At 56.1% G+C, this 14201-nt stretch carries 11 protein-coding genes; 6 read left to right on the top strand and 5 right to left on the bottom strand.

The genetic code is table 11. The features are described from left to right. Positions 1-119 precede the first annotated feature (119 nt). The 4 genes from ACQZ5Y_RS25490 to ACQZ5Y_RS25475 are packed head-to-tail and all read right to left on the bottom strand — an operon-like array spanning position 120 to position 5427. Positions 120-1730 (bottom strand): ABC transporter ATP-binding protein, encoded by a 1611-nt coding sequence (locus tag ACQZ5Y_RS25490; RefSeq protein ID WP_162647927.1) that lies wholly within the window; start codon positions 1728-1730, stop codon positions 120-122. 1 nt (position 1731) lies between these two features. Next, positions 1732-2862: an ABC transporter permease gene (locus ACQZ5Y_RS25485; protein WP_111800150.1), complete on the bottom strand. Its 1131-nt coding sequence runs from the start codon at positions 2860-2862 to the stop codon at positions 1732-1734. After that, positions 2855-3778: an oligopeptide ABC transporter permease OppB gene (oppB, locus tag ACQZ5Y_RS25480; RefSeq protein WP_003518321.1), complete on the bottom strand. Its 924-nt coding sequence runs from the start codon at positions 3776-3778 to the stop codon at positions 2855-2857. The genes ACQZ5Y_RS25485 and oppB overlap by 8 nt, the downstream gene beginning before the upstream one ends. Before the next feature lie 53 nt (positions 3779-3831). Continuing rightward, on the bottom strand, positions 3832-5427 hold the full coding sequence (locus ACQZ5Y_RS25475) for a peptide ABC transporter substrate-binding protein (RefSeq protein WP_111800149.1): 1596 nt from the start codon (positions 5425-5427) through the stop codon (positions 3832-3834). 597 nt (positions 5428-6024) lie between these two features. Here ACQZ5Y_RS25475 and ACQZ5Y_RS25470 point away from each other — a divergent pair. The 5 genes from ACQZ5Y_RS25470 (at position 6025) to ACQZ5Y_RS25450 (ending at position 12237) form a co-directional block, all read left to right on the top strand. After that, positions 6025-7968 (top strand): methyl-accepting chemotaxis protein, encoded by a 1944-nt coding sequence (locus tag ACQZ5Y_RS25470; RefSeq protein WP_111800148.1) that lies wholly within the window; start codon positions 6025-6027, stop codon positions 7966-7968. A 309-nt stretch (positions 7969-8277) separates the two neighbouring features. After that, positions 8278-8958 (top strand): DUF2161 domain-containing phosphodiesterase, encoded by a 681-nt coding sequence (locus tag ACQZ5Y_RS25465; RefSeq protein ID WP_111800147.1) that lies wholly within the window; start codon positions 8278-8280, stop codon positions 8956-8958. Positions 8959-9117: 159 nt separating this feature from the next. After that, entirely contained in the window at positions 9118-11070 is a 1953-nt protein-coding gene (locus ACQZ5Y_RS25460; protein ID WP_162692122.1) for a putative bifunctional diguanylate cyclase/phosphodiesterase, read from the top strand. Positions 11071-11677: 607 nt separating this feature from the next. Then, entirely contained in the window at positions 11678-11971 is a 294-nt protein-coding gene (locus tag ACQZ5Y_RS25455) for a hypothetical protein (RefSeq protein ID WP_111800146.1), read from the top strand. Then, positions 11968-12237 carry a DUF1488 family protein gene (locus ACQZ5Y_RS25450; protein ID WP_013762208.1) on the top strand — a complete coding sequence of 90 codons (270 nt, stop codon included), beginning with the start codon at positions 11968-11970 and terminating at the stop codon, positions 12235-12237. The genes ACQZ5Y_RS25455 and ACQZ5Y_RS25450 overlap by 4 nt, the downstream gene beginning before the upstream one ends. Positions 12238-12348: 111 nt before the next feature. Here the strand turns inward: ACQZ5Y_RS25450 and ACQZ5Y_RS25445 are convergent, their stop codons facing one another. Continuing rightward, positions 12349-12636, bottom strand: coding sequence for a hypothetical protein (locus ACQZ5Y_RS25445; RefSeq protein ID WP_003518273.1), 288 nt, complete (start codon positions 12634-12636; stop codon positions 12349-12351). 528 nt (positions 12637-13164) lie between these two features. Between ACQZ5Y_RS25445 and ACQZ5Y_RS25440 the strand changes: the two genes are divergently transcribed. Next, positions 13165-14190, top strand: a complete 1026-nt coding sequence (locus ACQZ5Y_RS25440; protein ID WP_111800145.1) for a LacI family DNA-binding transcriptional regulator — start codon at positions 13165-13167, stop codon at positions 14188-14190. Positions 14191-14201: the final 11 nt, after the last annotated feature.

Genomic DNA, 14201 nt, shown 5'->3' with positions numbered 1-14201 from the left:
GATATGGTCGGGATTGAACAGGAGAGGAAGGCCGCCATGGCCGCGAAATAACGACCTCCTCCACAAACCGGATCTTTTGTAACGGCGCCAGAAAAAGCCCGGCAGTGCCGGGCTGTAATCTATGATGTTACTTCGGCCGAAAACGCGGATTTGATCAGTGTTTTGGTATATTCAGCCGCCGGCCGCTCGAATATCGCGTCCGTTTCTCCCTCTTCGACAATCTTCCCGTTTCTCATCACGATGACATAATCCGAAATGGCTTTGATGACAGAGAGGTCGTGGCTGATGAAGATGTAGGAAAGGTTGTGCGTTTTCTGCAAATTACGCAAGAGATCGATGACTTGGCCTTGAATGGATCGGTCCAGCGCCGATGTAGGTTCATCGAGAATGACGACATCTGGCTTGAGGATGATCGCGCGGGCAATTGCGATACGCTGACGTTGCCCGCCTGAAAACTCGTGCGGGTAGCGGTTGCGGGCGGCGGGATCGAGGCCGACTTCTTTCAGCGCTTCTATTGCTCGCTCGTCGCGCTGCGCGCGGCTGAGCTGTGGGTCGTGCACAAAGAGACCCTCAGTGATGATCTCTCCAACAGTCTGCCTTGGCGAAAGAGATCCATACGGATCCTGGAACACAAGCTGCAGCTGCCGCCGCAATGGCCTCATTGCCGTTCGGCCAAGTCCGGTGATTTCCGTCTTGCCGAAGAAAATGCGGCCCTCTGCAGTGACAAGGCGCAGAAGCGCGCGACCGAGCGTGGACTTGCCTGATCCGGATTCACCGACGATGCCGATGGTCTGCCCTTGATGAAGGCTGACATTAACGCTGTCCACGGCCCTGAAAGCCCGTGACTTCGACAGGAAGCCGCCCGGAATCACATAATCGATCGTGACGTTCTGGCCAGAGAGAACGACCGGCGCTTCTTTGCCGACCGGCGGCTTGTGGCCGCTGGGTTCGGCATCGAGAAGCATCCTCGTATAGTCCGCCTGCGGGCGCTCGAAGATCTCTTCCGTCGGACCGGTTTCAACGATCTCGCCTCGGCGCATAACCGCAACACGATCGGCAAAATGCCTGACGACACCGAGATCGTGCGTTATCAGCACCACTGCCATGCCGAAGCGCTGCTGCAACGACTTCAGAAGATCGAGGATCTGCGCCTGGATTGTCACGTCGAGCGCGGTGGTTGGCTCATCCGCGATCAGAATATCCGGCTCGTTTGCCAGCGCCATGGCGATCATGACGCGTTGGCGCTGGCCGCCGGAAAGCTCATGCGGGTAGCTGTCGATGCGCCGCTCCGGGTCCGGAATACCGACAAGTTTCAGAAGCTCGAGAACGCGTGCCCTCGCTTCCTTCTTGCTGCCGCCCCGGTGATGGACGATTGGCTCGGCGATCTGCGCGCCGATCCTGTAAAGCGGATCGAGCGAGGTCATCGGCTCCTGGAAAATCATGGTGATTTTCGCGCCACGGATTTTGTTCAGCTCGTTGACCGGCAAGCCTACCAACTCGCGTCCACGATATTGCGCCGAGCCTTGAATGACGCCGTTGGAAGCCAAGAGGCCCATGATGCCCATCATGGTCTGGCTTTTGCCGGAGCCGGATTCCCCGACGACAGCGAGCGTTTCACCCTGCTTTACGTGGAGATCGACACCTTTGACGGCGTTGACGGTGCCGTCTGGCGTGGCAAAATCGACCTTGAGATTGCGGACGGTGAGAATGTTTTCAGATGTCGTATTCATGTCAACGATCCTTGGGATCGAGTGCATCACGCAATCCGTCGCCTACGAAGTTCAGCGAAAAAAGCGTCAGCACGAAGAAGATTGCCGGGAATATCAGCAGCCACGGGGCCGACTGAATATTGTTGGCGCCTTCGGAAATGAGCGCACCCCAGCTCGTGAGTGGTGCCTGAACACCAAGCCCCAGGAAGGAGAGAAAGCTTTCAAGAAGTATGACCTTCGGGACGACGACCGTCACGAACACGACCACGGGACCGATGGTGTTGGGGATGATGTGACGGCGGATGATCTGCCAGTCGCTCAAACCCAAGGCCTGAGCTGCCGCCACAAATTCCCGCCGTTTCAAGGCAAGCGTCTGGCCACGCACGATACGCGCCATATCCAGCCACTCCACTGCGCCAATGACAAGGAAGATCAGGATGAAGCTACGCCCGAAGAAAACCACGAGAACCACGACGAGGAAGACGAAGGGCAGCGAATAGAGGATCTCGACGAAACGCATCATTACATTGTCGACGCGCCCGCCGATGTAACCCGCCGTAGCGCCGTAAAGCACGCCGATGCCGAGCGAAACGAGGCTGGCGAGAACGCCGACTGCAATGGAGATCTGGCCGCCCAGCATTACGCGAGCCAGCATGTCGCGACCGTTTGAATCTGTACCGAAGAAGAAGTATTCGCGATTGACATCGCCTTCCAACTTCAGCGTTCGACCATCATCTCCCGTAGCAACGACTTTCGTGTTTTCGAATTCGTTGGCGCGGTCGAAATAACGTGTCGTGCGCGGGTCAATCGGGCTGCTGGAGGTAACCGTTGCCGTAAAGGTCTGCCCTTCGACGGCAAACTCCTTCAGTTCGACGCGCGCACGGCCTGCCACACCTTCCATGACGCTCTGGAGGTTGTTCACGTCCGGGCGCGGCTCGAGGCTTGGCGCGACGGAGACGTAGGACGAAAACACCTGATCATAGGTGTGTGAAAGGAAATGCGGGCCGATAAACGAGAAAAGTGTGATCAGCACAAGCATGATGGAGCCAGCCATGGCGGCCTTGTTTCGTCTGAAACGCAGGGCTGCCAGCTGGAACAGGCTTCGGCTTTTCACCGATGGCTGAGGGGCGATATTGCCGGAGATATCAGTCATGTCTGACCCTCGGATCGAGCAGGCCGTAGAGAATATCGACCACGAGATTGAACAGGATGACGAAAATGGCGATGAGAACGACCGTTCCCATGACCAGCGTGTAGTCACGATTGATGGCGCCAAGAACGAAGTAGCGGCCGACACCGGGAATGGTGAAGATCGTCTCGATGACCGCCGAGCCCGTCAGCAGCGCTGCGGCGCAAGGCGCAAGATATGAAACGACCGGCAGCATCGCCGCGCGCATGGCGTGAATCACCACGACGCTGCGAGCCGGGAGGCCATAGGCCCTGGCGGTGCGGATATGGTCCATGCGCAGAGCCTCGATCATTGCACCGCGCGTCAGACGCGCGATGACCGCAAGCTGCGGCAAGGCGAGCGCGATCATCGGAAGAATGAGATAGCGTAGCGACCCGTCACCCCAGCTACCTGCGGGCAGAAGCCCCAGCAAGACGGCGAAGATAAGCGTGAGGACAGGTGCGACGACGAAGTTCGGCACGGTGATGCCGATGGTCGAGATGGACATGATGGAGAAATCGAAGGTGCTATTCTGCCTGAGTGCGGCAAAGGTGCCGGCAAGAATGCCGCCGACCAACGCCAGCAAAAGAGCATAGCAACCGAGCTCCAGCGAATAGGGCAGGCCTTTGCCGATCAACTGGGCGACGGTGTTGTCCTTGTAGATGTAGCTCGGACCGAAATCGCCGGTGGCGGCGTTGCCGAGATAGATGAGATACTGGCGCCACAATGGTTCATCCAGATGATAGGTTCTCATCAGGTTTTCCATGGTTTGCGGGGGCAGGGGCCGCTCGAGGTTGAACGGACCGCCCGGTGCGAAACGCATCAGGAAAAACGAAATCGTGACGACGATGAACAATGTCGGCACGGCGCTCGCCAAACGGCGCAGGATAAATGAAATCATGATTTTCAGGCTCCGACATGGCACGGTGGTTTCGGCCACCGTGCCAGCACTGCTTATTCGGAAACGCTCAGGAAGCGGCTGAGGTGTTCGTTAGCAGCATTGTCTTCCCAACCCTTCACGCGGTTGGAAACCAGCCACAGGTCCGCCTGTGTGAGAAGCGGAGCAACCGGCTGTTCCTTCATGAGGATGGTTTCTGCCTCGTGCAACAGTTTGGAGCGAGCAGCAGGATCCTTTTCGTCATAGGACTTCTGCATCAGCGCATCATATTCGGCATTATTGAACTTCGAGTAGTTGAAGGTCTTGTTGGAGGATACCGAAAGGGCGAGGAAGTTTTCCGCATCCGCATAGTCGGCAACCCAGCCTGCACGCGCAACGTTGTACTTGCCGCCTTCCTGCAGGTAGCCGTAATGCGAGGCGACGTCGAGGTTCACCAGTGACACTTTGGCGCCAAAGGTATTTTTCCACATATCCGCAATAGCGGTGGCAACGCGCTCATGGTTCGGGTTGGTGTTGTAGCGAATTTCGACGGAAAGCGGCTTGCCGCCCTCGCCGTAACCGGCTTCCTTCATGAGTTTAACGGCTTCGTCTTCACGATCGAGTTGCGACAGCGTCGCAAACTCTGCTTTCGCAGGCTCACCGTAGGAGTCCATGCCCGGAGGAACCATGGAGTAGGCGGGAACCTGCGAACCGCTGTAGATTTCCTTGGCGAGAAAATCGCGGTCGACTGCCATGGACAGGGCTTGACGGACGCGGACATCATTATACGGCGCTTCACGCGTGTCGAAGGTATAGTAATAGGTCGCAAGCGTCGGCGAAACGTGAACCTGTTCGCCATAGGCCTTGCGCAGACGGTCGATCTGGTCCGCGGAAAAGTTGTAGGCGAGGTCCATTTCCTTGGCTTCGAAACGACGAACGGATGCGGCCTGATCGTCGATCGGGTAGAAGATGACCTTGTCGATCTTGGTGTTCGATGCGTCCCAGAAGTTGGTGTTCTTGACCACCGTCAAGCTGTCATTGGGAACATGCGCTTCAAGCTTGTAAGCACCGTTCGAGACCATGATGCCCGGCTTTACGAAGTTGGTTCCGTTCTTGTCAAAGCTTGCCTTCGAGATCGGCAGAGCTGTCTGGTGGGCAAGGAGTTCAAGGAAGAACGGTGTTGAGCGCTCGAGTGTGATCTCAAGGGTCTTGTCATCCACGGCCTTTACGCCAAGCTGGTCAACCGAAGTTTCGCCCTTGTTTATTTTCTCGGCGTTCTTGATCGGATAAAGAATATTCGCATATTTTGCTGCGGTCTTCGGGTCTTCGACGCGCTGATAGGAGAAAACAAAATCTCCAGCCGTTACCGGAGTGCCATCCGACCACTTCGCATCTGCACGCAGTTTGAACGTGTAGACGGTACCATCCTCAGACAGCGTCCAGCTTTCCGCCGTACCGGGAACGATCTTGCCGGCAGCATCGTAAATGGTGAGACCTTCATAAAGGTCTTTGAGGATAAAGGCTTCGATATTGATCGAGGTCTGTGCCTGATCGAGCGTCTGAGGCTCCCCGGAATTGCCGCGGTGAAGAACTGTTTCTGCAAGTGCGGAACTTGCGCCAATCAGAAGCGATCCTACCAGCAGCGTGGCGCGAGTTGTTGTTTTTATCGACATAATTTCCCTCCCGTGAAGAGTGTGAGTCTACAAACAAGGCCAAATTGCTCCGAAGGGCAACCACAATAAATTGTGAGTTTATGCATACACCGTGACTGCTGATCGAACAGAATAAGGGCAAAGCCATGGCCCGCACGCTGGACATTGCCTCGCGTTACGCGACCTCCGGGACGGTTAAATCGATGCGGGAAGCCGTCGGCCCCATCGATATCCTCGTGAAAACACCGATGCCGCCAGCATCAAGCAATGCTGAAACGGCGAGGATAATCTTCTCTTTCGAGTCCGGCTCGCGAAAGCGCGCAGCCCGTCGAAAATCAAAGCCCGGGTAAGTTTACGGCATCATACATGTCATCGTTTGCATATGCCGGGTAACACTTCATTTAGTAATTTTGTGAAATCTAAAATACGCAGGTTCCAAAGTTTCATCGGCGGGGCTGGTAGAACGAGTGGATCCAACGCGCCCAGCCTTTGGCGGCCCGGAGCGGATATCCGCTTGTCGCCCTATGAGGAGGGGCACAGCTACCCGCGATGTTCCGTTGTTTGTTTCTCTGGCTTCCTGCGCGGACAGCTGGAGGAGCGCTTGCCCTGAGGCTATTCATGTCTTTCCTGAAGAATACCAAAATAAAAACAAAGGTCTTATTCGTCATATCAGTGATGAGTTTGATGTCGCTTTCCGGAATCAGCTACGTCAGCTTGCAGTATAAAAATACCGACAATGTTTACAGCGATTTCATCGCCAATGAGGCGCTTGCTGCGGTGCTGAACGCCCGAACGAGCGGCAATCTCAATGCACTCGGCATGCAGATGCTTCGCGCCAGCCTCAATGACTCGACCAGCAGTGATTTCGAGGCCGCTGTCAAAACATTCAAGGCCGACCGGAAGCAACTGGAAGAACGGCAGAATAAAATAATGCAGCTGGTGCCGGCCCGGACGGATGCCGCTCGTGATATCCTCAAGGGCGTTGCCGAGGTTGAGGAAATCGGCAATCAGGTCATCGCTCTCATGCAGGCGGGAAAAAATGCTGAAGCTCAGCAGATGGCGCTTAACGTCCTTCGAAAAATAACTGAAGTCTCACCGAAAATCAGCGCGGGGAACGAGCAACTGATCCAGGTGATGAACGATGGGAGAGAGCGCCTCACGGCCAGCACCAACACGACAATCTGGACGGCTCTGGTCAGCATAGCACTTGTTTCCCTGGCATTGATCGCGCTCGGCCTGCTTATTTCGTCGCGTGGCATTACCACCCCGATTGCGCGGCTTCGCGAGCGGATGGGGTCGTTGGCGGCAGGCGATACAGCCAGCGAAATCGAAGGTATGGACCGCAAGGATGAAGTCGGCCAGATGGCCGCTGCTGTTCAGGCATTTCGCGAGAACGCCATCGAGCGCCTCCGGCTTGAGAATGAAACGGAAAACCATCGGTCGTCTTCAGAGCAGGACCGGATAGAGCGCGAGAAACAGAAGGCGAAAGAAGCTGCTGACGTGCAATTCGCCGTCGACAACCTTGCTGCTGCCCTTTCGAAGATCGCTCAGGGCGACGTTACTTACCGGATCGCTCAGCCGTTCGTGTCCAGCCTTGACGGTATTCGCGGCGACTTCAACAGGGCAGCGGAACAGCTGCAATCGACTCTGAACCAGGTGGCGCAGAACGCGCGCGGCATCGACTCCGGCGCGAACGAGATCAGGGCCGCAGCCGACGATCTGGCCAAGCGTACGGAACAGCAGGCAGCGGCCGTCGAGGAGACAGCTGCTGCACTGGAAGAGATCACCACGACGGTGAAAGACTCGACCAAACGGGCGCAAGAAGCGGGCCACTTTGTCAGTCGTGCAAAAGTTGGTGCGGAACAGTCGGGAGAAGTGGTGCAGAAAGCTGTCACGGCTATGGAGCAAATTGCTGCATCCGCTGATGAGATTTCCAACATTATCGGCGTGATCGACGAGATTGCTTTCCAGACCAACCTTCTGGCGCTGAATGCAGGCGTGGAAGCTGCGCGTGCCGGTGAGGCGGGCAAGGGATTTGCGGTTGTTGCCCAAGAGGTTCGCGAACTGGCACAGCGTTCCGCCGGTGCCGCCAAGGAGATCAAGAATCTCATTACGACATCGAACAGTCAGGTTCAGCAGGGTGTGCAACTGGTTGGCGAAACGGGCAAGGCACTCGAACTCATCGTCACGGAAGTACAGGAAATCAACCGTCACGTGATGGCGATCGCGGAATCGGCACAGGAGCAATCCTCTGGTCTCCAGCAGATCAATACGGCTGTGAACCAGATGGACCAGGACACCCAGAAGAACGCTGCCATGGTGGAAGAAAGCACGGCGGCAAGCCACGGGCTTGCACGCGAGGCTTCGTCGCTCAACCAACTGCTCGCTCGGTTCAAACTGTCAGAAGGCGGTTATAGCGAAATCTCCGCACCGGTTCGCGCAGCCTCATCCGCCGACAGGCCTGCAGTTTCTCCTGCGCGTGCACTCGGCGGAAAGATTAAAGCTGCGTTCTCGGGCAATGCTGCCCTGAGCACATCGCCGGACAACTGGGAAGAGTTTTGATAAATGCGGGTCTTTCACGCCTGACGTCTGATGAGAGACTGAAAGCACTGTTTTAAAAAACTTGCACCGGCGATTGGACTCTGATCGCCGGTATCTTGCCGATCGCACATCGAATCCGTGGCGATTTTTGATCGTATCTCCCCCAAAAAGCGTCCGCTCTGGGGAGAAGTGCCAGTTGATCATTCCGGTACTATTGGCGATTGCCCGCATCACCGACAACTTGCAACCGTATTGGTAGTTATAGCGGTTGTTCTGCGCAGGCGGATCGATATATCTAGGGCCTGGTTCGTCACTTTAATCTGCGGGTACATGGAAACTTCGCTTTATCTGCCCGTCAAAAGTTTCCTCGAGGAAGCGGGCTACACTGTCAAAGGCGAGGTTGGCAGTTGCGACCTCGTGGGCTTGAGCGATAACGATCCGCCTGTTGTCGTCATCTGCGAGCTGAAACTGAGCTTCAATCTGGAGCTTATTTTGCAGGCGGTTGATCGCGCGGCTATGGCAGACGAGGTCTGGATTGCGGCACGGGTCTCAGCCAAGGGCAAGGGCCGCGAGGCTGACAAACGTTACCGCGACCTCTGCCGCAGGCTCGGGATCGGCATGCTCGGCATTTCCGATGTTGGCGACGTCAGCGTCATCGTCAGTTCCATATCACCGATGCCGCGAACCAATCCGAAACGACGTTCGCGATTGATACGCGAACACAAGAGGCGACGCGGAGATCCGGCGGTGGGTGGAAGCACTCGCGCACCAATCATGACCGCGTACCGCCAACAGGCACTCGACTGCGCTTTGGCGTTGGCATCAGGGCCGCTGCGCGTGCGTCAGGTCAGATCCGGCATACCGGATGCCGGGAAGATCTTGCTTGCAAACGTCTATGGTTGGTTTGAACGTCTGGATAGAGGCGTCTATGGCTTGACCCCTGCCGGACAGGAGGCGCTGCAGCGATGGCCGCAACAAGAAACGCCGGCAACGATCGTCGTACCCAGCTGATTTCTATTCAGCAATAGAGCTTATTTGCCGCAGATTATGTAAAAACATGACTGCACACCTTGGAGTTGATTTCATTTCCTCTTGATTTACCTTGTGTATTTCCGATGATGTAATACGGACTTGATAAATAACCGACTCTGTACTCGATGAGTCGTGCAAATGAACATACTTGGCGCCAAACAGAAATTGCTGTATTTTATGTCTGTCCGGTCCGACAATCCGGACCTGCTGAAAGCGCAATATCGCGCTTTCACCCGGCAGATGCCGATGATGTATTTCATACTGATTTCAAGTACATGGGCGCTGGCCACTACACATCTGCAACTGGCGCCGTTTTGGCTCACCATTGGAATTCCCGCTTTTTTCACACTCGGCTGCACCGTCAGGGTTGCATTCTGGTGGAGAACCCGCGGTATCGATCCCCCTCCGAAGGTGGCCCATGCAGCGCTTCAGCGCACAAATCGCCTGGCAGCCGGTATCGCCATTATATTCACGCTCTGGTCTTTTTTGCTGGTGCCCTATGGGGACGCCTATACGCAGTCCCATGTCGCCTTCTACATGGCGATTACCGTCATCTCCTGCATCTTCTGTCTGATGTATGTGCGTTCGGCCGCCTTCATGGTCACGGCCATCGTCAACGGCGCCTTCATCATCTTCTTTTTGGCCTCAAGGCAACCGACATTCATCGCCATTGCCATCAATGTCCTGCTGGTCTGCGCTGGCATGATGTCCATCCTGTTGACCAACTACCGCAATTTCGAGCGCATGATTGTTTCGCAGCAGCGTACGGAAGCGCTCAATAACGAGAACCTGCTGCTTGCCAATATCGACAGCCTGACGGAACTGCCCAACCGCCGTGCCTTTTTCGCCCATTTGGCAGCCGAGATCGAAAAAGCAAGGGTGGCGGGAACGCGACTGGCGCTTGGCGTTATCGATCTCGATGGGTTCAAGCCAGTCAACGACCTTTACGGCCATTCCGTGGGCGACAGGCTGCTCGTCAACGTCAGCAAACGTCTCACCGAAACTCTGACGACCAGCAAGGCATTCCGCCTTGGGGGAGATGAGTTTGCGATCGTTGCCCCAATCATACCTGATGATGCGCAACTCGTCGTAAATGCGAACGTGATCTCGGAACGGTTGAGGGCGCCCTATCATCTGCCCGAGGGAACGGTGCATGTCGCTGCTTCCATGGGGATAGCCGTATTTCCGTGCCTCGCTTTGACGCTTGAGCAACTTTTCGACCGCGCGGACTATGCGTTGTACCACGCCAAGAAAACGCGGCGCGGCGATGCCGTCCTATTCGATGCGGAGCACGAAAAGCAGATCAATATCGAAGCCCGTATCGAACATCTGCTCAAGCAGAAAGAGATAGAAAACGAGCTTTCAGTCGTGTTCCAACCGATCGTCGACATACGCGATGGAAGAGCTGCGGGTTTTGAAGCACTGGCGCGCTGGCACAGCCCGGTCCTTGGCCATGTCCCGCCTGCCCAGTTCTTCGCCATTGCCGAGCGGGCCGGTATCGTCAGCTCGCTGACACGGCCTCTTCTTCGAACCGCTCTCGTTTCCGCATCGGCATGGGAGCCATCCCTTAGACTGTCCTTCAACCTCTCGGCCCATGACCTCAATTCCTGCGAAGGCGTGCTGTCATTGATCGGCATCATCGAAAACAGCGGCTTCGACGCAACACGTATTGACCTAGAAATTACCGAAACGGCCTTTGCGCATGATTTCGAACAGGTCAGGCAGTCGGTCGAAATGCTGCGGCGGCTCGGTTGCGGCATTTCGCTTGATGATTTCGGCACCGGTTATTCCAGCCTGACACGGCTGCACGCTCTGCCCCTCACCAAGATCAAGATTGACCGCAGCTTCGTCACGGATCTGCACGAAAAGCCAGCCAGCTACAAAATCGTGAAATCGCTGCTCACGCTCAGCCGCGACATGGGGCTGGAATGCGTGGTGGAAGGGGTCGAAACACGGGAGGAACTCGCGGCCCTTGAAGGCCTCGGTGCTACGCTGGTGCAGGGTTATATCTATGCGGCGCCACTACGAGAACAGGATGTCCGTGAGTTTCTTTCCGGACAGGAAAAAAAGCGCATGATCCTGTCAGCCTGAAGTGGCCTGGGTTTTTCGGGCCCGATTTTCCGGCTGCGATGCCTGCCTGCTGATGTTGATCTGGGGAAGGACAGGAAAACAGGGCTCGGCTACTTCTATCGTGGCCTAGAAATGCGTGCTTTGAATAGACGTGTTTGCTTTGTCTGCCCGGCAGGTTTTAGCGTCCGCCTTGTTTTCCGCGCAATCCAGGCGCAGTATAGGCTTCGTTGTGCTGGCAGCACGGCTCCCCGGTGTCAGAGAGGCACCACCTCTTCTTCGTTGTCCTTTAATGAATGTTTGCGCTGACGGTGCCGCATTTCTTTGCGGTAATCACCGAGATGTCACCTGTTGCGTCACGAGCATGCAGGTTGACGGGCGATTACGCTGCCACCAGTTGCACAACGCAGACCATCTGCATTTCTCCAGTGCCATTTCATGGCATCTGGTCGTTTCGCTCCTGGATTTTCTTGGTACCGCCCGGACACGACACCGCATTTAGTCCTTAGGGATGTCTGGCTCAAGCACCACTCCGATCGATAGGGACTTTCGACCGAGAGACAGGAACGCAGCAGTTGCAATGTAGAATAAAACCAGCTCCACGCGGATCAAAGCCGCGCTGAAGCCTCGGATGAAAGGCAAGACCATGAATAGTTATAACGACCAAAGACGCCAGGCGCTCAGGATCGAAGTTTGGGAGAACGAAGGCGGGACTTCCGTAGCCGATACGCTTGACTCCCAATATGGAAGAAGGATCGAGAGGGACCAAACCTGGACCATATATCATGTATTCACCGGTGTGCCGGTACGGGTGGGTGGCCGCAGGCTGACTGAACTCAGCATATCGGAAGCAACCGATGGCATGCTTTCACTCAATCGTCGCAACGTTTTGCGAAGGGAAGAACGCAGCAGGTGTGAAGCATGACACTGGCGTTCCCCAACTCGGCCCGCAGTTTTGACGACGTGCGTAAAGCTGTGCGGTTTTTCGGCCATGACGGCATGTTCGAAATCCGGTTTTTTGTCGAAGCCGCTGCACTCGCCAAGGGCGGCGTGCATGCAACAGGCATGTCGGAAGCCCAATGCCTTTCGTCTTTTGACGCAATGCGCACGCCGATCTACGAGGCTGCCAAGAAGGTGTATGCCAAGTACCGGCGCAATTTGAACGTCCTGACGACTTCCGACTTCGGTTAGAGCACATCCTGTTTACAAAAAATTGTCTGACGTGCTCTCGCTATTTGTTTTTACGCATTTTCCGGGCGTAAAACTGCTACGCACTTTAGGAAATGCGCGACCATTGCGGGATCATGGAATGGCGCGCGGGCCGACGTCTACGGTTGCGACACCGCGAGCCAATGCATCATCGATTTCAGTTGGTGACACCTGAAGGAACTGTCGGCGGTTCATGGCGACAGCGATCGCGGGAATCTCTAGATGGGTTCCCACGCGGCGATACGCCGTGAAGCTGAGGCCCTCTATCAATTCCTCGTCTATGACCAGGCGATAAGTGCCCGCTCCCAAGGGTTCCGAAAGGGCCTCCAGACGGAACGGATGCGTGAATGTGATTTCGGTCTCTGTGGTTCTTTCGATCATGTCCAACACCGCTTTCCGTTGCGTTAAAACCTGCACAGTTACAGCCGGTTATCGCAACTATGCGCCGATCAGGATGTAAACGATCAGCGCCACACTTGCCGCAGACAAGACGTAGCCAACAAGCGTTGCGAGATTCTGTTTTGTCGGTTGGTGGAATATGGAAGACATGGCGTCCTCCTTTGTCGGGGCCAGGGTATTCAACCCTTAAACAGCAGCGCCCGTACAATGGCTGCTGGAACAAACACAGTGGACCCGTTTCACTCGTTTAGCAATGAAACAATCTTGATAATCAGAGGTGCTGATTGAAGACACCTCTATGTGAAGGCGAGGAGCGCCGTCACTCGTCCCCCCGATGGCCTTTGTCCGTCGGAAGGCCGCAAAAATCTCCGATATGCCAAAATTCGAATGCCTCACCAAATGATCTTGACAGGGAGCAAGTTTTGGATTTCCTTGTAAACCGGTTTAGTAAATCGCTTTACAAGCCTATCAAGAGGCCAAAGGCCCACGGGAACAGGAACGGGAAGAATGATGGCGCCAAATCGTGCGACCAGTCTGAAGGATGTTGCCCGCACGGCGGGTGTTTCCGTCGCCACGGTGTCGCGGCTGCTCAACGGCTCGCTGGAATTGCCTGCGGACACGAAGGCCCGCATCGAAGACGCCATTCGCCAGCTCAACTATGTTCCAAACCCGCATGCCCGGCGTCTGAGCCGTGGGCGCTCCGATACGATCGGTCTCGTCGTTCCCGATATCGGCAACCCGTTCTTCGGCATGCTGGTTGCAGCAGTGGAAGAGGAGGCAGACAGGCGCGGTCTTGCTGTATCGCTTTTCGCAACGTTGAACCGGCCGGGACGCGAACTGTCCTATCTGCGGCTTCTTGCCCGCAACCATGTCGACGGGCTGGTCTTCGTTACCAACCACCCCGATACGGACGAGCTTGCCGAGCTTATCAGCGCCACCGGCAAAGTCGTTGTGGTCGATGAAGACGTCAGTGGGGCATCCGTGCCGAAGCTGTTCTGTGATAATGAACAGGGCGGCCGCCTGGCTGGCGAACACCTTGCCGGATATGGCCACGAACGCGTGCTTTATGTCGGCGGCCCGGCAGAAATGCTCAGCACGCAGCGGCGTTTCCTTGGGTTGGAGGCAGCGTTGCGGACACATTGCGGCTCCGAGCCGTCGATCATGCGTTATTGCGGCGACTATACCGCGGAGTTTGGTCGCGAAGCGGCCTTGCGTTTTCTCTCCGAAGGCCGTCCCGCCACGGCAATTTTCGCCAGCTCCGACGAAATCGCCATCGGGATGATTGAAGTCTTGCGGGCGCAGGGTGTGCGCATTCCGCAGGACGTATCGATGATCGGCTTCGACGATGTCGGCCCGCTGCATCTGTTCGATCCGCCGCTTACCGCCATTCGCCAGCCGGTCAGGGCCATTGGCCAGCGCGCCCTGTCGTTGCTCGCCGAAACCAATTGGGAACAGGAAACTCCGGACCATCCGGAAGAGCTGCTTCCCGTAGAAATCGTCGTGCGGAGCTCCGTTGCGCCGCCGTCGAAACAATAATTGCGACGGAC

Source organism: Agrobacterium sp. A3-95 (assembly GCF_053521785.1).
This window is presented reverse-complemented; position numbering and strand designations above follow the sequence as displayed.